At 53.8% G+C, this 20,884-nt stretch carries 15 protein-coding genes; 11 read left to right on the top strand and 4 right to left on the bottom strand.

Annotation, left to right across the window (positions count from 1 at the left end; all coding sequences use genetic code 11):
* Positions 1-9: 9 nt before the first annotated feature.
* The 4 genes from GCE01_RS11425 to GCE01_RS11410 are packed head-to-tail and all read right to left on the bottom strand — an operon-like array spanning position 10 to position 5,771.
* Positions 10-849 (bottom strand): ABC transporter permease, encoded by an 840-nt coding sequence (locus GCE01_RS11425; protein ID WP_099212962.1) that lies wholly within the window; start codon positions 847-849, stop codon positions 10-12.
* Positions 846-1,805, bottom strand: a complete 960-nt coding sequence (locus tag GCE01_RS11420; protein WP_244591203.1) for an ABC transporter permease — start codon at positions 1,803-1,805, stop codon at positions 846-848. The genes GCE01_RS11425 and GCE01_RS11420 overlap by 4 nt, the downstream gene beginning before the upstream one ends.
* The gene (locus GCE01_RS11415) at positions 1,805-3,469 is read right to left on the bottom strand and encodes an ABC transporter substrate-binding protein (protein WP_244591190.1); all 1,665 of its coding nucleotides are present in this window, start codon (positions 3,467-3,469) and stop codon (positions 1,805-1,807) included. The genes GCE01_RS11420 and GCE01_RS11415 overlap by 1 nt, the downstream gene beginning before the upstream one ends.
* Positions 3,470-3,512: 43 nt before the next feature.
* Complete coding sequence (locus tag GCE01_RS11410) at positions 3,513-5,771, bottom strand: TonB-dependent receptor family protein (RefSeq protein ID WP_099212960.1); 2,259 nt, start codon at positions 5,769-5,771, stop codon at positions 3,513-3,515.
* A 311-nt stretch (positions 5,772-6,082) separates the two neighbouring features.
* Between GCE01_RS11410 and GCE01_RS11405 the strand changes: the two genes are divergently transcribed.
* The 11 genes from GCE01_RS11405 (at position 6,083) to GCE01_RS11355 (ending at position 20,883) form a co-directional block, all read left to right on the top strand.
* Positions 6,083-7,297, top strand: a complete 1,215-nt coding sequence (locus GCE01_RS11405; protein ID WP_099212959.1) for an acyl-CoA dehydrogenase family protein — start codon at positions 6,083-6,085, stop codon at positions 7,295-7,297.
* Positions 7,294-8,688, top strand: coding sequence for an NtaA/DmoA family FMN-dependent monooxygenase (locus tag GCE01_RS11400; protein ID WP_244591189.1), 1,395 nt, complete (start codon positions 7,294-7,296; stop codon positions 8,686-8,688). Before GCE01_RS11405 ends, GCE01_RS11400 begins: the two co-directional genes overlap by 4 nt.
* Positions 8,685-9,866, top strand: a complete 1,182-nt coding sequence (ssuD, locus tag GCE01_RS11395) for an FMNH2-dependent alkanesulfonate monooxygenase (protein WP_099212958.1) — start codon at positions 8,685-8,687, stop codon at positions 9,864-9,866. The genes GCE01_RS11400 and ssuD overlap by 4 nt, the downstream gene beginning before the upstream one ends.
* Positions 9,863-11,296: an FAD/NAD(P)-binding protein gene (locus tag GCE01_RS11390; protein WP_099212957.1), complete on the top strand. Its 1,434-nt coding sequence runs from the start codon at positions 9,863-9,865 to the stop codon at positions 11,294-11,296. Before ssuD ends, GCE01_RS11390 begins: the two co-directional genes overlap by 4 nt.
* A complete protein-coding gene (locus GCE01_RS11385; protein ID WP_099212956.1) occupies positions 11,293-12,786 on the top strand; it encodes an MFS transporter in 1,494 nt (497 codons plus the stop codon). Before GCE01_RS11390 ends, GCE01_RS11385 begins: the two co-directional genes overlap by 4 nt.
* A gap of 86 nt (positions 12,787-12,872) precedes the next feature.
* Positions 12,873-14,186 carry an LLM class flavin-dependent oxidoreductase gene (locus GCE01_RS11380; RefSeq protein ID WP_099213050.1) on the top strand — a complete coding sequence of 438 codons (1,314 nt, stop codon included), beginning with the start codon at positions 12,873-12,875 and terminating at the stop codon, positions 14,184-14,186.
* Positions 14,183-15,124, top strand: a complete 942-nt coding sequence (locus GCE01_RS11375; RefSeq protein WP_099212955.1) for an aliphatic sulfonate ABC transporter substrate-binding protein — start codon at positions 14,183-14,185, stop codon at positions 15,122-15,124. The genes GCE01_RS11380 and GCE01_RS11375 overlap by 4 nt, the downstream gene beginning before the upstream one ends.
* Positions 15,125-15,555: 431 nt before the next feature.
* Positions 15,556-17,832, top strand: coding sequence for a TonB-dependent receptor family protein (locus GCE01_RS11370; protein WP_244591187.1), 2,277 nt, complete (start codon positions 15,556-15,558; stop codon positions 17,830-17,832).
* Positions 17,833-18,178: 346 nt separating this feature from the next.
* A complete protein-coding gene (locus GCE01_RS11365) occupies positions 18,179-18,445 on the top strand; it encodes a metal-sensing transcriptional repressor (protein ID WP_064275554.1) in 267 nt (88 codons plus the stop codon).
* 12 nt (positions 18,446-18,457) lie between these two features.
* Positions 18,458-19,729, top strand: a complete 1,272-nt coding sequence (locus GCE01_RS11360) for a TolC family protein (RefSeq protein ID WP_244591186.1) — start codon at positions 18,458-18,460, stop codon at positions 19,727-19,729.
* Entirely contained in the window at positions 19,726-20,883 is a 1,158-nt protein-coding gene (locus GCE01_RS11355) for an efflux RND transporter periplasmic adaptor subunit (RefSeq protein WP_244591185.1), read from the top strand. Before GCE01_RS11360 ends, GCE01_RS11355 begins: the two co-directional genes overlap by 4 nt.
* Position 20,884: the final 1 nt, after the last annotated feature.

Genomic DNA, 20,884 nt, shown 5'->3' with positions numbered 1-20,884 from the left:
GTGAGTACCTCACGAGGGTCTGCCTTCGAGGCGACGTTGCAAGAAGCGCCCGACTATTGTTGTGGACAGCACAGTCAGCACGATGAAAAGGCCGGGAAAGAGAGTGAGCCACCAGGCATCAGCGATGAAGTCGCGGCCCATGGACATCATGGTTCCCCACTCCGGAGTGGGTGGCGGTGCTCCGAGCCCCAGAAAAGATAATCCTGACGCCCAGACTATTGTCTGGCCTACGCCCATGGTGGCGGTCACTATGAGCGGGCGAAGTGCATTGGGGAGAATATGCCGCTGAACGATGGAGAACGGCGTGTGACCAAGGGCACGAGCAGCCTCAACGTATCCGGAGTATCTGACTGATAAAACCTGACTGAAAACCATCTTGCCATAGCCGGGCGTCGCAGCGATCCCGATGGCTAAAGCCAGCGGTCCTGCTCCGGTTCCTAGACTTGCAGAGAAGAGAAGCGCCAGTATCAGGGCGGGAAACGAAAACAGCACATCTATGATCGCGCCAATACTTTTCTGAAGCCATCTAGGGCCAAGCCCGCCTGCCAATCCTAGGATAATCCCACCGGAAAAACTGATTGCGACAGCCCCTGCCCCCACAAGCAGAGATTGGCGTGTACCGTGGATGACACGTGTCAGAATATCCCGGCCAGACTGGTCTGTTCCGAAAGGGTGGCTCCAGTCTGGGGATAAGAAAGCGTGCCGTGGTGCGATGGCATAGGGATCAGTTGCGCTGATCGCATTGGGAATGATGGCTGACACCAAAAGGAACACCAGAAAGCCAGAGGCAGGAAGCACTGCAATGGGAATCTGCTTCCATGCCATGAGTCTTTTTGCGGTTATGGTCATGGCGAGTCTCTCCGCCCACGAGATGCTGCGAGGCGCGGATCAACCAGTTCATGGATGAGCTCGATACCCAGGCTGGCGAATATGTATGCGACCGTGACGAACAGAACGATGCCCGTTGTTAAGGGCATATCCTGCGCGGAAACGGCATAAACCAAGGTGCGTCCAAGTCCCTTACGCGAAAATATGGCTTCGATGACCGCCGTCTCACCAAGAAGAGCGCCGAGAGCCCACGCTGAGAGTGCGATACCCGGAAGAAGCGCGTGACGCAGGGCATGACGACGCAAAACCTGCCCCAGACTAAGCCCTCGCATTCTTGCGCTGAGAATGAACGGCTGATCGAGGGCAATTTCCAAAGACTCACGCGTGACCTGTGCCAGAAATCCGCCCAAGGGAATGGCGAGAGAAAATGCCGGCATAATGAGTGAGGCTAGCGATGAGCTTCCAGCAGGCGGTAGCAGATGTAATCTGAATGCGAATATCCAGAGCAGCACAATTCCAAGCCAGAATGGTGGAAGCGCCGCAGCCGAGATGTCGAAAGAGGCTCCAATGGTCGAGAGTACTCTTCCGCGCCGCACTGTGCAGAACACTGATAGCAGTGCGAGCGTCCATGCGAGGAGCAGAGAAATGGATGCCAGTGCCAGCGTGGGTAGCATCTGTTGGCGTAAAACTTCCGCAACACGCAGATGCTGGCTGAAGGAGACGCCCAAATCCCCGTGCAGCAGGCGCCATATATAGAAACCATATTGCACGATAAGGGGGCGATCGAGGCCGTACTCCTTTGTGATCGCTGCGACCGCACCCGGTGTGGGGTTGGCCAGCGCTCCGCCGAGAATGATCGTTGCCGGATCACCTGGCATCATACGTACCGCGAGAAATGTCAGCGTGGCAGATGCGAACAGCATGCCGAGACTCAAACCAATCCGACCGATCAGCCGCTGAGAAGCCAAGCGTTTCATCACGGCGTCATCCAGGCATCATGAAAATTGATGACGCGTAATGATGGCTCGATGCGTACACCGTGGACATTGCTGAACACCCCTAGACGCGTGGTCTGCGAATACGTTGTGATCTGAAGCTGTGCCTTGGCGATGATCTCTTGCGCCTGTTGGTAAAACGCTTTCCGTTGCTGTTGGTCTTGCGTGGCCAATGCCTGTTCCACGACACCGTCGAAGAGCGGGCTGCTATAGCCTGAAGCATTCTGATGGATGCCGTGCCGGAAATGGTTGGTAAAAGCCGATCCGAAAACGATGCGAAGGACATCCGGGGTATTTGTATTCCAATACCCAATTCGCACATCATAATCCCAGGCGTCACTCCGCGCGATATTCGCAGTCTCACTTAAAGGCTCCAGGCGAACATCAAAGCCTGTCTGGCGTGCTGTGGCCTGTACCTGCTCCCAAAGAGTGCGATCTGCAGGTGCAAGAACCGTAGAGATCGGGATATGTACGATCAGTCTCTTACCGTCCCGGATCCGATATCCATCGGAATCGCGCTTTTTCCAGCCGGCATCATCCAGAAGTGTATTGGCACGCTGTGGATCGTAGTTCTTGGTATGCTCGAAATCCGGACTATAATCTGGTGTGGACGGACTTAGCGGGCCACCCGCCCGCGCATAATGATGGAAAAATATACTGCCTAACGCCCCATCAATATCTGCGGACCGAATGAACGCTTCACGGACACGAATGTCGTCAAATGGCGGACGAAGCGTGTTCAAGGTTCCGTTAGTGGGATTTCCCGGTCGATCTGCCATCAGTAATGATACGTCCGGGTTAGCCTTTGCTGGCGTTTCGCCCTCAGGGGGTACGCTATCAATCACACCAACCTCACCGGCCTGAAGCATGGCAAAACGGACTGACGGTTCGGAAACGAAGCGCCAGACGATACCTTCAAGCCATGCTGGTCCCTGATGGGGGGAGGTAGGAGGAGCCCATGCATAGGCTGGGTTTCTCTTGAGAACGACCTCGCTCTGATGATCCCAGTGGCTGATAATGAAGGGACCAGACCCCACAGGGCTTTGGCAGTTTACATCGCGAGGCCGTGCCAACGCTGCGGGGGACTCAATTCCCAGAAAACCCTGCGCCAGAACGTTGAGGAACGCTGAGTATGGCGAAGACAGGTGTACCGCTGCCGTATAAGGATCGAGAATATCGGTTCGGGTGTATTGGCGGATGTATCCCCCCGCAGTCCCCGATTGCGTCGTAGGGTCCACCATATGGTCGAGATTACGCTTTACGGCCGCCGCATCGAACCTGGTCCCATCAGTGAAGGTCACGTCATGACGGAGGTGAAAGATGTATGTGAGTCCGCCGTCCGTAATCTCCCATGACGTTGCCAGCCACGGGTGAATAGCGCCCTGTTCGTCCATTGAAACGAGCCGGTCCAGATACTGTTCGGCAATATAAACCTGCGGCATGTCCCCATAAACATGCGGATCAAGGCACAAAGGCTCACGTTCCGTCGCAAAGACGAGAGTCCCGCCTTTTTGAGGCGACGAGCTCTGCTGCCTGCTCGTATGTCGCAGTCTACTGTCTGTATCATGCCGATAAAACAGGACGGCTAAAAACGCCATGATCGGAGCAAATATCAAAGCCCTTCTGCGGTTATGATGTTTGCTCATGTGTCTGACCAATGCGTCGCTTCAAGAAAAGACCGGCGCATCATCAGAGGTGCTTCCCGAGGTCACTGAGGTGGACAGTCACGCCGCCAAACACACTGAACCCGTCACCCGGGTAAAACATTGCGGAATCCGTATGGTTCAGGTTGTAGGCGGTATAAGCGGCTGTGGCGTAATGCTTGTTTCCGAGATTACGGAAATCAAGAAAAGTGCTCCAGATTTTGCTTTTCGCCTCGTAACCGAGCTTCAGACCAAAGATCCCGTATCTCGGCGCCTTTAATGTGTTGGCGTAATCAACATAATAGCTTGAAGACGATCTGAAATCGAAGTTCGCATAGAACCCCAACGGATTATTATACTGAAGTTCAGCCTGATATTGCCATGTTGGGATAGACGGGAGTTTGTTCTGTCCGAGAAGTGGGTCATGTCTGTAATAGAAGTCATTAACCGTGAGAGCCTGCCGGAATGATAAGGCACCATACTGATGCAGATTAAAGAGCTTTGTTGACAGGCCCGCTTCAATCCCCTGATGAATAGTCGGACTGGCGTTAGACGTTGTAGTGATTTCTGCTGTTGTACTGGTTGCGCGCGTGACTACAACGGACAGCAGTTCATCTTTGACCCAGCTCCGATAAAGAGTCAGGTTTCCATCGAATATGCCGACATGGCCTCTGATGCCGATCTCAGCCGAATTAGCCCGTTGGGCTTTTAGTGGCCCTACAGTTCCTGTGTCATTGTAGGGGCTGCTCCCTTTGACATCATGGTAGTTCCACGTCACAGGCGGGTCGATCAAACGACTGAAATTGGCGAACACATCAACGTCAGGATTAATCTCGTAACGCAAGCCTACGCGAGGCGTAATGAAGACATTATTATAGTGTTCACGGCTTTGAAGAGCTGAGTTGGGTATTAGACGGTCAACAACGCGTATATTGCGGTCAATCCAGATAACTGAAAAACCGCTAGTCAGCCAAAGTCTGTTGAAAATGTTAAAATTATTCCCAGCTGCAAAAACCAAATCATGTGATCCGCCATATTTGACACGCTGATGAAGGGTCCAGTCTTCACTATTAGACTGCGTAGAGCGGACGGACGATGTGTAATATCTGGAATCTCCAGAGACCATATGCACGTCACTTAGAATGAAGTTGCTTTCGATCCTCCGTCCGAGAAGGCGATCGTTCCGGTTATATTTGATAGAATTGTTGATATCCGTGGAACGCCACAGATTAAACTGCTGCGTATTCGTCCCATTAAAGAGCGGATAATCGTTCCAGGTAATGCCGTATTCCAGCTTGGAATCATCATCCAAAATATAATTGGTTTTAAATCCCAGCATTGTGCTTCTGGTCGGGCGCCCTCCCCAGTCGTTTGGGTTGATGCTCGGGCTTTTGCGAAGCTGAGCAAGTGTGAGCAAGCCACCGTAATGGCCGAACCCCTCATCCCACTTGAAAATAAGGCGAGCAGATAATTTGTCGGTGAAACGGTATCCAAGATTTGCGACGACATCAGTGCGATGCATTGCCGTATAGCTCTGGAATCCTTGGCGATTGGTTCGCGCTGCGGTGACGTAGTAATCGCCTTTCTTGTTGCTGAATGTTCCTCCCTGACTGACTTGTTCTTTGAGAGTGCCGTAGCTGCCAGCTTCAAAGCGGGCCATAAACCCTGGGGCAGATACGCCTGTATGCGTTACGAAATTGATGCCACCACCGAGAGCAGTAGCCGCGTAGTCAAATGCGTTGGCGCCATAAAGAACTTCAGTGCGCTGGTAGCCGGTATTATTGAGGCGATCTTCCTGAAATCCTCCCACACCGCTGACAGTCAATCCGTCAACGAGGTATTTCATTCCCAGGCTGTAACCTCCGTAGAAGACGCCTGCGCCCGACCCTCTTATGGAAATCTTGTTTCCGGTGCTTCCACTGGTTGCCTGCGCAAAAATGCCGGGCTGGAAGGCCAGAGTGTCCTCGAGTGTGGCTGATCGCCCCTTCTCGACCTCCTTGCTGCTGATAACTGTAAAGTTTCCCGGCACCTTTCTCAGGCGCTTTTCAGCGGTACGGACACCATTTGACCCAGTGACACTGATATCCTCACTCTTTGGAGAAGGCACAACGCTGTTTTTAGGGTGTGAAGATGCAACATGAGTGTTCGGGGAACTGAATCCAGGACGGGCGTGAGGGGCACGCGGGCTCGGATTTTTGTTGCGTTCAATATCCTGAGCAAAAGCAGCCGGCATCAGGGTGCATGTTGAAAGAACGGTCATGCCAAGGAGGAGGATACGTGTGCGCTGCTCGTAAAAGGCTTTCATGACTCGTTTCTCAACATTTGGGTGACATCTCGGAACATAAAATCAGCCGTTGTGGGACACATTTTCCCCAAGCGATTCCTTTATTCACATATCCAAATGGATAAACGTTAATAACAACGTATTTTTAATGTTGTATTTTGCAGGTGCAGTTTTCCCTTATTATACCTTGGAAAATAGCCATTCCAGGGGTTCACATTGAAATAATTAATGTGAGAGATGACGAATTAAAAATTACGCTCCTGACGGTTTGGTGCGCATCATGAACTACGAATTCTAGTTGATTTTGCCTTATATCCGTTAGGTGTCGTTGTATGTCCTCTTCCGACAATTTCGTCTCTGCCAGAGAACGCTTGCAGCCGATCATTGAAACGATAACGCGTGCATCGCAGGAATTCGAACGCGACCCCGCGCTTGTCCGAAATGTCGTTCAGGACTTGAAGACTGCAGGCTTGGGTCGCGTACGTCTGCCCAGTAGATTTGGCGGGTATGGAGCATCTCTCAAGCAGAGTTTCAGTCTGCTGCGAGATCTGGCGACAGCAGATTCAAACCTCCCGCAAATATTTCGCGCTCATTTTGCATTTATTGAAGGCAGGCTCCGCCACGCTCACAAATCTGCCGAATGGTTTGACCGTGTTCGTGAAGGCGCACTTTTTGGCGCTGCCATGGCGGAACGCTCGGACGAAACAGGCGTGTCTACACAGTTAAGTTCTGACGGAAATGAGTTTCGCCTGAATGGGACGAAGTACTATTCCACCGGCACGCTCTATGCTGACTGGATCATTGTCTGGGCCGCAGAGGGAGAGCAACGGGCACACGTCCTGGTCCCTTCAGATGCCCCCGGTGTCACACGTATTGATGACTGGGATGGCTTTGGTCAGCGCCTCACCGGCAGCGGAACAACTGTTTTTGACAACGTCTTAATTGGCCCAACACAAGTTCTGGATCGCTCTCAGCCCGGAAATATTCCGGCTCATTCTTATCTCGCCGCCTACTATCAGCAATTTCATCTTGCAGCACTGGCAGGAATTTCAGCTGCCGTACTGCGCGATGCTATTGACTTTGTGCGGCCTAGAACACGAACGTTCGGAGTTCCCGGTAAAGTTGTTCAACGAGAAGACTCCGTTGTTCAGGGTGTTGTTGGGCGTTTGTCGGCCCTTGCATTCTCGACGTCTGCTTTGGTCGATCGCGTTTCGGATGCATTGACTGAGGCTGAGCCTGCCTGGTTGCGGGGCGATACCGAGAGCGTGACGTTTAGCGAAGCAGAAGAAGCTGCCTTTAAAGCGCAGCAAATCGTTATTGATCAAACGCTTGAAGCTGCAAATCTGCTTTTTGAAGTTGGCGGGGCGTCCGCTACCAGTCAGATCAGAAATCTGGATCGCCATTGGCGCAATGCTCGCGTTTTGTCCTCACACAACCCTGCGGCCCAGCGCCGTCGGGAACTCGGGGATCTGGCTTTGAACGATACCCCTCTTTGGACGCCGTACCGTGAAGGCCTGAAGAAAAGTCTCTCCAAGGAGCCGGCATGAGTAAGGCATCGGCCCCGAAGCAGTTAAAAGTCAATCTCTTCGAGATGGCCTGCGTGAGTCACATTGTTCACGGAATGTGGACGGCGCCTGACAACAATCGCCACCGTTTCGGGGAAATGGCATTCTGGCTGGAACAGGCGCGCCTTGCGGAAGACGCAGGTTTCGACGCAATTTTTCTTGCCGATGTCATCGGGGTTTATGACCGTTTTAACGGACTTGACCCCGCCCTTCGGCTTGGCGTGCAAATCCCGAACCTCGATCCGCTCTCCCTGGTCCCGGCTATGGCCGCTGTCACCACGCGTCTAGGGTTCGCCGCAACATTTTCAACGACTTATGAGCCGCCGTTCGCCTTTGCCCGACGTATGAGCACGTTAGATCTTCTGACCGAAGGGCGCGTTGGCTGGAACATTGTGACCTCCTACCTGCCAAACGCCGCCAGAAACTTCGGCCTCGCGGACGAAATCGAGCACGACGAGCGCTACGAGCGGGCTGAGGAATATCTTGAGGTTCTGTACAAGCTCTGGGAGCAGAGCTGGGACGAAGACGCTCTGGTTATTGATCGCGAGAAGGACGTTTTCACGCACCCTGATCGTGTTCATTACATCAACCACAAGGGTCGGCATCATCAAGTTGAGGGGCCGCATCTTGTGCAGCCCACACGCCAACGCACGCCCGTTTTATTCCAGGCGACCGGCTCCAAGCGTGGCCTGGAATTTGCAGCCCGCCATGCGGAGGCCGTTTTCATTGGGGGCCGTACACGCGAGGAAATTCGCCACAACATTGCACAGACACGCGAACAGGCGGCCCTGAATGGACGAGACCCCAACGACCTGAAGTTTTATGTCATGGCCGGCCTTATCGCTGGGAATACGGAAGTCGAAGCTCAGGAGAAGCTGAGCCGTTACCGGGCGCGCTATAGTGTCGAAGCTGCTCATGTCCATGCGCAAGCCGAGATTGATCTGCGGAATTTTGACCGCTCACTGACCATTGGTGAGGCGCTTAAACAGTCGGGGCGTCCGTTTGGAAACATGGGACGTCGATTTGGCCCGGATCAAACAGTTGGCAGCGCGCTGGACCAGATTGCCAGTTTTGAACAGGGCCGCTTTTTCGTCGCTGGCACACCGTCCCAGATCGCGGATGCTGTTGAGGACTGGCTCGACGAAGACGGCATCGACGGGATTAACCTCCGCCAATACCACACGTTTGAGACGGCCAGAGATTTTGGAGAGCTGATCGCCCCTGAGCTTCGCAAGCGTGGTCGCCTGCCAGAGCGCAACACCCCTTTAGAGACATTCCGTCATCGCCTGTTCGGTTTTGACCGCCTTCCAACAAGCCATCCCGCCCATCAAGCCTCCCTAACCGTTCACGCCCAGACAGCGAGTTTTTCATGAGCACAAATGCCGCCATCGGGGGTGTCCCCGAGAAAATCAACGTTCTTTGGTTCCTTCCAACTCATGGAGACAGCCGATATCTGGGAACGCAGGAAGGTGGCCGCAGCGTTGATCTGCCATACCTCCAACAGGTCGCACGGGCGGCGGATAGTTTGGGATATTACGGTGTCCTCCTCCCCACAGGACGGAGTTGCGAAGACTCCTGGATCGTCGCGTCCTCCCTTATTACGTCCACTGAACGGCTGAAATTTCTGGTAGCCGTGCGCCCCGGCTTGCAATCTCCAACCTTTGCAGCACGGATGACAGCGACACTGGATCGGCTATCTGGCGGGCGTCTTCTGATTAATGTTGTAACGGGCGGAGATCCCAAGGAAAATGAAGGGGACGGTCTCTTTTTCGATCATGCCACCCGGTACGAAATTACTGACGAATTCCTATCGATCTACTCTCGTCTTCTGAAGGGCGACACCGTCAATCACGAGGGTAAGCACTTTCATATTGCGGACGGCCAGATCCTTTATCCTCCTCATCAGGCTGGGGGGCCGCCTCTGTATTTCGGCGGATCTTCTGAGGCAGGAATTCAGGTCGCGGCCAAGCGGATCGACAAGTATCTGACGTGGGGAGAGCCACCGGAACTTGTTAAGGAAAAAATTTCCCGTGTTCGCGAGGCCGCTGCGCGTGAAGGACGCGAAGTCAGTTTCGGGATCAGGTTTCATGTCATCGCCCGTGAGACAACAGAAGAAGCCTGGGCCGCGGCAAACCGCCTGATTTCCCGTCTTGATGACGCGACCATCGCGCAGGCCCAGTCTGTATTCTCAAGGCTGGACTCAGTGGGACAGTCCCGCATGAGCGCCCTGCATGGCGGACGGCGGGACAAGCTGGAAGTCAGCCCTAACCTCTGGGCTGGCGTCGGGCTGGTCAGAGGCGGAGCTGGCACGGCTCTGGTCGGAGATCCAGCCACCATTGCCGAGCGGATTGATGAATACAGACGCGCTGGCTGCGACAGCTTCATCCTTTCCGGATACCCTCATCTGGAAGAAGCTTACAGCTTCGGCGAACTGGTCCTTCCGCTGCTTCCGACAGCTCATCCGACACGCGCAGCCGGCGGTCAGAACAATATGGGGCCGTTTGGTGAGACGATTGCCAACTCTTATCGCCCGGCCCAAGCCTCTTCATGAACGTGGAAGTCCATATCAGCCGCCCTCCCGTTTCTGCCACCCTGGCAATTATTGGTGGCGGAGCGACAGGGACGATGATTGCGTATCATCTTCTTCGCAAGCGCCGAGATCTGGGTGTCGGTAGCGTTGTAATCTTCGAGCCTCGCACCCGGCTGGGTGCGGGCGTCGCGTATGGCAGCACAGATCCACAGCATCGCATCAATGTTCCAGCGTCAAGGATGAGCATTGATACGGATAAGCCTGATGACTTTGCGCAGTGGTTCAAATGGCACAGTCACGAAACCTGTGATCCGGAGGCCTTTTTGCCGTCTGGAGACGTTTACCCGACGAGGTCAGAGTTTGGCCGCTATCTCTTTGAGAGAATAACGCCATCTCTCGTCAACGAGACACTCAGGCATGTTCAGGATGCCGTAGTGGCCGTGCAGCATGATGGTCAGCACTGGCTGATCCATACCGCTCAAGGCACGGTATTTACCGTATCGGATGTCGTCATTGCGACATCTCACCCGGCTCCGGCCCTGCCGTATCCCCTCGAAGAAATCGCGCATGATCCACGCGTGATCTCCGACCCATGGGCGAAGAATGCCTTCAAAACCATAGATCCTCGGGCACGGATTGCCATTGTAGGTACCGGCCTCACAATGGCAGATGTTGTAGCGACGCTCACCGCACAGGGGCATCTGGGTTCTATCACCGCGGTTTCCCGACGTGGCTTGCGCTCCCGGGGGCATTCTCCTCAGCCTACCAGTCTCTTCGGGGATTTTTCCACCAACCCTGAACAGACGGCGTTAGGTTTGCTCACACGCATTCGTAAGACACTTAGTTTAGCCCCGGACCGCCCGTGGCAAGACGTTCTGGATGCTGTGCGGCGACAGGGCAAAGCTATCTGGACGGCACTTCCCCCGACGGAACAGCGTCGGCTTGTCCGCCATCTTCGACCATTCTGGGATGTCCATCGGTTTCGGATCGCGCCACAGGTCGAACGCGCTCTGAACCTGAGATCAGAAACTGGCTCACTCACGGTTCTTGCAGCCCGGATCGAACGCGCGGAAGCCACACCTGAGGGCATTATTCTGCATCTCCGGGGACGTGGGGGGCGAACCCGCGCAATCCGGACAGACATTCTGATCAATACCACTGGCCCGGACCATGCCGGAATTCTGACGAAGCCCGGTTTTCTCTCTCGTCTGGCTCAGGATGGCTTTGTGCAGAAAGATCCCGTTGGTCTCGGGCTCTGGACCGGTGAAGACCACGCGGCCCTTGTTGGCGGACGCCCGGTATCGGGCCTATTTATTGCCGGACCACTCTCCCGTGGGACCTTTGGCGAGCTTATGGGTTTTCCGGAAGTAACAGCGAACGCTCAATCTGTCGCCGCCCGACTGGCCGATATCCTTCAGATCTCGACACATTCTGAACAGGTGCATTCATGACGTCTGCTCAAACTGCCACATCCGGCACGCCTCGCCCTGTCATCCGTCATGCTGATGATGTTTCTGCCATCGTCAATGCAGGACCTCAAGGCGGCGGGCATGCAAACATCATCGTGGCTTTGGCTCTCGGTGGTGTCTTTCTTGACGCCTACGACCTGACAACGCTCTCCTACGGCATCGGCGATGTACAGAAGCACTTTGGTCTTTCCACATCCGCCACAGGGATGGTCGCAGCAGCGATGAGTGCAGGCACGATCGTCGGGAGTATCGCGGGGGGATGGTTGACTGACCGGATTGGTCGATACGCTGTTTTCATGGCGGACATGATCTGCTTCGTCATCGCAGCCCTCGTAGCAGGCATGGCGCCAACGGCCACCATCCTGATCCTTGCCCGTTTCGCAATGGGTTTTGGCGTCGGAATGGACCTGCCTGTGGCCATGGCATTCCTGTCAGAGTTTTCAAAGCTGAGTGGAAAAGGAAGCAAAGCGAGCCGGGCCGCGGCATGGTGCCCAACCTGGTATGCGGCTTCCTCGCTCTGCTTTTTCCTTGTCTTTGCCCTTGATGCGGTCGTTCCAGCCACTCATCCGGACTGGCTGTGGCGCGCGTCATTGGCATTCGGCGCGCTGCCCGCGCTTCTGATCATCCTTGTCCGTAACAGGTACATGAGTGAGTCCCCTATCTGGATCGCTCGGAACGGAGATCTGGAAAAAGCAGCGGAAATTTTAAGGGCGTCTCATGGCATTGACCCGGTTCTTCAGATCGAGGCGCCGCCTATCCGACCACAACCTCACGGGATTGCCCCCCTCTTCCGTCAGCCCCTGCTGAAGCGTGGAATTCTTGTCAGTATCATTTCCATCGTCAGTGCCTACTCTTACGCCGCAATCGCGTTCGGGGCGCCAAGTTTGCTTGCAGGAATGCTGCACCTCGACCGTAAGCAGGTTCTGATTACATCAATCATTCTGAACCTCGTCTTCGCATTTACGGGTGGTTTGATTGGGGTTCGTCTGGCGCGATACGTGTCGTCCCGTAAGGTCAATATCGCTGGATATATCTTGCAGGCGATCTCCATCGGAACGCTGGCGATTGTGGGCACGCCACATTCCACGGCAGGCGTCATAGCGGTACTCGCAGGTTTTGCAGGGTATCTTTTCGGTCAAGGTTTCGGACCCGGCTGCCAGCAGATGATCTACGCCACTCTGACCTATCCAACCGAAATCCGGGGCGTCGGTATCGGTATGAACCGGCTCATTTCTGGCCTGGGCGCCACCATGGCCATGTGGGCTCTGCCAAGCCTCTATGCGAATTTCGGGACGAACCTTTTCTGGTTCATTTTGAGCGCGCCTCTGATCGGTCTGACATTGCATCAGGTGATCCGCTGGGATGTCTTCAATTATGACCCAGATGGCGACGACACATTAAAGTCCGTGCTGAGGCCAGCTCCCCGGCAAGACACATCTCCTCAACACTCAGCCCTCGTAAATCAGGGCTGAGTACAGCCGAGCCCACCTCCTCGCCGTTTCATCCTGATCGTTTTCAAGGAGCGCCTGTGTCTCTTATCCCCGTAAACGCGTTTGATATGAATTGCGTCTCCCATCAGGCGAGCGGTCTTTGGCGTCATCCAGACGATCAATCATGGCATTACAACACCCTCAGATACTGGACGAACCTCGCGAAAACGCTTGAACGCGGTCTGTTCGACGGTCTTTTTATCGCAGATGTTCTTGGCATTTACGACGTCTATGGCGGCGGACCGGAAGCCGCATTGCGCAATGCATCTCAGGTGCCCGTTAATGACCCGGCCATGCTGATTTCTGCCATGGCCGCTGTGACCGAGAACCTGGGTTTCGGGCTAACAGCAACACTTTCCTTTGAGCATCCCTACCCCTTTGCTCGCCGTATCAGCACATTGGATCACCTGACCAACGGACGGATGGGGTGGAACATTGTAACGGGCTATCTAAACAGCGCGGCAAAAGGCGTGGGTCAGCAACAGCAGACGTCTCATGATGAGCGCTATGACGTCGCGCGCGACTACATGCAGGTTTTAAGGGGCTTGTGGGAAAGAAGCTGGGAGGATGGTGCCGTTCTTCGAGACAGAGAGGTCGGAATTTTTACAGACCCTTCAAAGGTTTATCGTCTTCAGCACAAAAGCAAGTATTTTGAGGTCGATGCCATTCATCTCTGTGAACCCTCACCACAACGAACGCCCGTTCTCTATCAAGCTGGCACGTCCAGTAAAGGTCGGGCTTTTGCCGGCGACTACGCTGAATGCGTCTTTATTGCCGGTCCGTCCAAAGAGGTGGCACGACATGCTGTTTCTGGGCTGGAAGCAGAGCTTCAACGCACGGGACGTTCCCGAAAATCACTCAAGATTTTCTCACTCGTAACCATCGTCACTGCCGAAAACGATGAGGCTGCTTTGGAAAAATGGGCGGAATATAGAAAATATATCAGCCATGAAGGGGCTCTGACGCTCATGTCAGGATGGACGGGGATCGATTTTTCGACCTTCGATCTTGATGATCCAGTCCGTCATATCCGCAACGATGCCATTCACTCTGCCATCGATGCCTTGACCGTTGTAGACCCCAAACGGGTCTGGACTGTCAGGGAACTCGCAGAACATGCGGCGATCGGGGGAATGGGCGTAACGTTCGTTGGTGGCCCTCAGAAGGTCGCGGATCAGATCGAAACCTGGATTGAAGACACAGGTATTGACGGCCTCAATCTCGCATATGCCATCACCCCCGGAAGCTTCGAGGATTTCGTGACATATATCGTGCCAGAGCTTCAAAAGCGTGGCCGTTACAAGACGGAATATCAGCCCGGAACTCTGCGGGAAAAACTTTTCGGAACATCTGAACCACAATACAACACGGCGGCTCCATGACTGATCCACGTACCGTTATCACCCGTCGCAGTCTGTTGGCAGGGGGGCTTGCACTCACTCTTGCCTCTTCGGCACATGCGGCCACGCCTGTCATCCGTATTGGCTACCAGCGCTATAGCACTCTCGTTATTCTCAAGGCTTCTGGTGCCCTGGAAAAAGCATTGGCGGGCCGCGCGAATGTCGTGTGGTCAGAATTTGTCGCTGGTCCACAACTCCTGCAAGCCCTCGTAGCGGGAGCCCTCGATTTGGGGCAGACCGGTGATGCTCCGCCAGTGTTTGCATCGGCTGCAAGTCCTGATGCGCTTGTGTATGTAGGGCACGAGCCTCCTGCTCCATTGGCTGAAGCCATTCTCGTCCCTAAAGACAGTTCGATCCGAACCCTCGCGGATCTAAAGGGCAAGCGGATTGCCCTCAATCGCGCGTCCAATGTCCACTGGTTTCTTCTTCAGGTTCTCCATAAAGCCGGTTTGTCTTTTCATGACATCAAACCAGCCTATCTGACCCCTCCCTCTGCTCGTTCCGCTTTTGAAAGCGGCCAGATTGACGCATGGGCAATATGGGACCCCTACCTTTCCAGTGCGCTCTCCAACAGCCCGCGCATTCTGACGACGGCTCAGGATATCGTCGCCAATCGAGAATTTTTCCTTGCTCGCCGTGGATTTGCAGAAAGTCAGCCTGACCTTCTTCGGGAGGCACTTCACCAGATCACGCAAACCGATGATTGGGCCCAGGCCCATAAGCCTGAAGTGTCCCGTCTTCTCGCAACACAAACGGGATTGCCATACGACACGGTTTATTCTGCAATCAAAACACGTGATTTCAGTTATGCGCCTATGAGTGCAGAGATTATTCAGGAACAACAACAGGTTGCTGACGGATTTCTAAAGGAAGGACTTTTACCGTCACACGTTGATATTGGTTCAACGGTCTGGAAGTGATCAAAGCTCTTGATGAAGAAGCCTTTGGAGGCAGGTTCACATTTCATTGCCGCCCCAACACTCAGGGATTTGTCATATAAGACGTGAATCAAACTCATATTTACCTCTATATAAATCAAAACTGAAAAGTAATATAATAATATCAACCATCATATTTGGTGATATATTTTCAGGCAAGGAATACTTGGATGCGATGTAAGTGTTGTGATGCCTGAGAGGCATTAAGCCTTGTTGTGAAGTTGCGTCGGGCGCATCACAGGTAAAGACGTTTTGTAGCTGTATCTTGCGTCAAACAACGCGAGAATGGAGAAAATCATAAATCGTCAATACAGGTGCGATCGCAGTCTTCACACATAAAATACAGAGCTCCCCAAGCGAGCTAAAGCATCAACAAACATGAGGCAAAATTTCGCCTCCGAATGAGCTTGAAAATGAAGAGCATGAAAAATCGGGTGTATTTTCACACAGGTTTTCGCCTCGGTGTGTCTCGCGCACGACTGTCTTCCGTCCTGTTAAGTGCGGTTGCCATGACACCGCTTGTAAGCGAGGCTGCGGAGCACAAAATCCACACGAACCATCATCGTACAGGCGCTTTAAGTAAAAAACCGGCGAAGTCCTCTACCGTAAATGGTGCGCAGTCTCCTGATACGCTCTATCGTCCTGCTCCTCCTAAACCCTTTGTTGCTCCGAGCAGTGAGACAATCAAGGTTTCTACTCGGCGGCGTTCTGTTGTGGACCAATCGAAGGCAGCGTTGAGCACTATTCCTGGCGGGGTTAGTGTGATTGACGCGCATGAAGTTCTGAAAGGTCGGAACTTCACGAATGCTGACGTTCTTGCATTTCAGCCTGGTGTTTTTGCCCAGAGTTCGGGCGGCGGCGATGGATTGCGTCTCTCTATCCGTGGATCGGGGATTCAAACTGGTACGAACTATTTTCGCTCAGGCATCCTGATGATGTTCGATGGACTACCTGTCACGACCCCTGCCGGTACGCCATACGAACTCTTTGAGGCACTTGGGGTTCGTTATACCGAAGTACTCCGTGGAGCCAATGCATTCGATTATGGAGGCCTGCAATTAGGGGGCGCCATTAACTACGTGACCCCGACGGGTTACGATGCAGACGTATTCCAGGTTCGGGCAGAAGCCGGAAGCTTCAACTATAACAAGCAACAGATCAGTTCAGGAAAAGTGATCGGGAAGTCTGACTACTATGTCAGTATCACCAAATCCTATCGAGGCGGATACCAGCAGCAGACTGCGGCAAGCAGTTTTGGTGTAAACGCAAACTATGGATACCGCTTCAATGACAAGGTCTCCACACGGTTCTTCTTCCGGTATCGGCAGACGCAAAACGGCTATCCGGGCTTCCTGACACGCGATCAGATCATTGATAATCCAAAACAGGCACAATCAACTTACGTTGCGCTACATTCCAAACGCATTCAGCCGGGCTCAAAATGGTATGGAAACATGACAACCATCCGCATTGACGATCATTCCAAGCTTGAATTGGGAATTGATTATCAGGATGCTCCGATTGATATTGAAAACGGTACGACCGCCGGTGTTTGGGGATACAAGACGATCGCTGGCGTGATCCGCTACAGCCGCAAAGACAAGCTGTGGGGACATAGCAACGACGCATTGTTCGGGATTGACACCTATAGTGACCTGGATGCCTGGCAAACCACCCGTACACGAACATATACGGGCACGTATGCCGGAATTCCTCTTGGAACAAAGCTCCGGCACGCTACTTACGGCGGAACGGACAATTATTTCCATATCAGAGATAACTTCGAGCTCTTTCATAATTTCTGGCTGACCGCCGCTGGAGCACTGGACTTTGTACAGCGCTCTACGGCCGTGACGTATCCAACGCAAAGCTCTCTCGGCACCTCGGCCGTGGGCTTTACCCCGCGCGGAGGGTTTCGGTATGTCATCAGTCCGCATGTCTCTGTTTATGGAAACGTCAGTCGCAGTTTTCAGCCACCTAATGACTGGCAACTTCTGTCTGGTGCCAACTACACGACCGGACCTGCCGCAGGTTTGACAGCAACGGGGGCCAGTCTCGAAAATCAGACGGCAACAACATACGAAATCGGCACGACAGGTGACTGGCTACACAATAAATGGAGCCTAACGTACTACTATTCCTCCGTCAGGAACGAACTTCTGTCAGTTATGACCCCGCTGTCACAGCTTTACGGAAATGCGACCTACTCAAACGCCTCTCCAACTGTGCATCAGGGGGTAGAAGCGTCATTGGAGACCGACCTGTATAAATGGTCCGGCGGAACATTAGGTCTGCGACAGTCCTATACCTACCAGGATTTTCATTTCAAAAATGATGCTGTGTTCGGGCGCAACAAACTTCCGGGAATTCCAGCGCATTTTTATCAGGGGGAAGTCCGCCTCGATCTGAAAAATGGTTTCTATGCGGGGTTCAATGCACAGGTTTCGTCAAAGGTTTCCGGATCTTATGACGATACCTATTTCGCGCCGTCCTATCATATCTATAATGCCAATGTTGGCTATGAATGGCCCGGAAAGCATCGTCAGGTATTTCTGTCATTCAACAACCTGACCAATAAACATTATGCCTCCATCGTAGTGCCTGAATATATTGCGGGAGGTAAGCAGTTGTCGGTCATGCAGCCGGGAGATGGTTTCGGCCTCTTTGGCGGTGTCTCAGTCGGCTTCTGAATTGTGTTGGGGCAAGACGGAGACCGTCTGCCCCACTCCGAGCCGATTGGAGAATAAAAACCAATCTGACGCAAAGCGATAACAGTCTTCACAAGAGCGAGAGCTTGGACACCTTAAGATGATCGGTCTTGATCATACTTGGCTCCATCCTTGTGTATGCCTCCCTGCTGCGTGGCCCCTAACTCCCAACGGAAAGTCGCTAAAACGACGGCTTACCCATGTTTTTGGAGAGCTATCCTCAGGCATGGAGGCGGCAAGAACATGGAGAGTCACGCTTAATAAATTTTGTGCCTACAAGCGAAAGTTGGACTTTACTACCCCCTCCCCCTCAGGGTAGGGAATGGACATGGCACACGAAACACACACTTTCATCAAACCTCGCCTCAAGCAGGCTCACGGCCATATCGCCAAAGTTATAGAGATGATGGAGGAAGGTCGCTCCTGCTCTGAGCTTGCTCAACAGCTTGCGGCTATCGAAAGCACCATCCGTGGTGCCAAGCGCCTGCTCGTGCAGGATCATCTTGAACGATGCATCGTTGATGCCGTCGCCGATGGCAAGATGAGCCGTGAGGACGCTATTCAGGAATTTTCTTTCCTTGTAAAATACTTTTAAGGAACGAGACAGGTGCGGTTTCCAGCACATCTCTGCTTCGTGGTGCCGCGCAGGATGGCACTCGCCTGCCTGCTTTCAGTCGGCTGGTTTCCAACGCTTGCCCTCAGTGCAGACGACACAGTTATTCCGCTCCATACGGCTCTGGGCGCTGCCTGGGACAACGATCCGGTGCGCCAGGAGCTGGCTACCAATGCTCAATCTGCCGATGCTCGCGCAGCAGCAGCCAAGTCCTGGTTTGCGGGAGGCCCCATCCTGACGGCAAGCTACAGCGATGATCGGGCGTCCGGAACAAATCTGGGATACATCACGTGGCAGGGGGGCGTGTCAGTGCCGCTTTGGCTTCCTGGCCAGGGAAGTGCCACCGAGCACCTGGCTCAGGCTGATGCCAAAGCCGCTCTTGCTCGCGTTGAAGTGGAGCGAATGGCAATTGCTGTACGCGTGCTGGAACAGAGTGGTGCGGCCATTTTGGCTGATCGTCGCGTCATAGCCGCGCATATGCTGGTGCGGTCGATGGAACATATTGCGTCTTTAACATCCCAGTCAAAGGCGCAAGGCGAAACGACCGGCGTTGAGATGCAAGCAGTCAATGCTCAGCTCGCGGATATTCGCTCTGAACTCGCTGAAGCGGAAGAAAATCAAACCCGGACCCGCGCCGAGTTACTGTCTCTGCTGGGCATTCCAGGTCTTCCTGATATTCTGTCTGCACAGGCGCCGTGGCTTGCCCGTATCCCGACGGGCAATCTTCAGGCTCTGGAAAGCCTTGATCCTCGCATACAGTCAGCTCACCGCGCTGTTGTAGCTGCGGAGGAAGACATGCATCTGGCCCGGTCCAGCTTCATGCCCAATCCTGAAATAGGGATCGATGCAATTGATGAGGGGCAATACGGCAGCCCGTGGGCGACACAGGTTGGCGTGAATGTGCGCGTCCCTCTTCCCAGCGATGTTACACATACGCCCCTTCTCTCTGCTGCTCGGGACCGTCTCGCCGCAGCGACGCGTGCTGAAGTTCAGGCACGCCGTGCCGTTCATACGGAACTTGTTCAGGTCATGGCGCGGGTGAAAGCTGCTCATGAAATGCTGCTGCAATCGCAGACAAGTGCATCCCAGACCATGAAGCGTGCAGATGCCATGGAACATTCATGGCGCCTTGGTGAGACACCCCTTATTGAAGCACTACGCGCCAGAACGGATGCGTGGCGCGCTCTTCTAACCTTGAATCAGGCCGAGGTTGCCTGGCATAGCGCCATCGTGCGTATCTGTATTTCCACAGGGACACTGCCTTGAAAACCATACGCTTTTTGCCGCTTTGTATGTTCGGCATCATGTCCGTACCCTGTCAGGCGGAAACTCCTTCGTGGCTCAAGCCAGTCCACATGAGCGCCCTAGCGCAGCAAAGTGAAAGCGTCTCCGTCTCGCCGGTCAGATACGGCGAACTTCACGCGCTCCTGCCTGCAATGGCCAGTGTCATGGCCAATTCAACGCATTCGGTGATGATCAGACCTGCAGGAAGCGGCAAGGTCACTGAAGTTCTCGTCACGCCAGGCGCACGCGTCCAGAAAGGGCAAGTGCTGATTACATACACTGATCATTCCCTGCATGAACTCTATCTCGAACAGGGGCAGACAAATGCGGCATTAAGTTCAGCCCGGGCGGCAGTCTCAGAGGCTGAAAAAGCTTATCAACGAGGGCGCTCCCTGAGCGGCACCACCGTCTCATCCGGGGAAGTCCTGCGCCGTCTGGCTATGCTCCAGCAGGCACAGGCTACATTGGCCGCAAAGCGCGCTGATAGTGAAACCATCAAGCATCGTCTTGAGGAAGAATTCACCTCTGCAACAGAGACGATCGGGCATGGTGAAGACTCCCGGCTGATTTCCCCCGTAGATGGCGTCGTTCAGAACGTTGGTGTTGCCGTTGCTGACGATGTTACTAGCGGCGATGTCGTAGCCAATGTGACAGACCTCTCATCAGTCTGGATCGTCGCGAGCATTCGACCAGAGGATGCGCAGGATCTCGTTATTGGTGGACGCTTTTCCGTTCGACCGTCAGGTCATATGAAACAGCCGCCCGTCTTTGCGAAGATCAGCACTATTAACGATGTGGCGGATGCTGAAACAGGGTTGCTTCGGGTTATTGGTACGTTTGATAAACCTTCCGTTAATCTCAGACCCGGCACAATGCTTGATGCGACACTCGAGACTGCACAATCCGCCAAAGGAATTATTGTACCGGCCACCGCCATACAGCAGTTCAATGGCCATGATGTGGTCTACACACCTTCTGGGGGCACCCTCTTCCAGCCCCATGACGTGCACATACTGCTCTCAACGGACGACGAAGCAGTCGTACAGAGCGATCTGCCTCCCGACAGTAAAGTTGTAAGTAGCGGCAGCTTTGCCCTCAAGAGCGCGGCCATTTTTTCAGCTTCGAGCGGCGACTGAA

Source organism: Gluconobacter cerinus (assembly GCF_002723935.1).
GTDB classification, from domain to species: domain Bacteria; phylum Pseudomonadota; class Alphaproteobacteria; order Acetobacterales; family Acetobacteraceae; genus Gluconobacter; species Gluconobacter cerinus.
The sequence above is the reverse complement of the archived record's forward strand: the minus strand, read 5'-3'. Positions and strand labels throughout refer to the sequence as shown.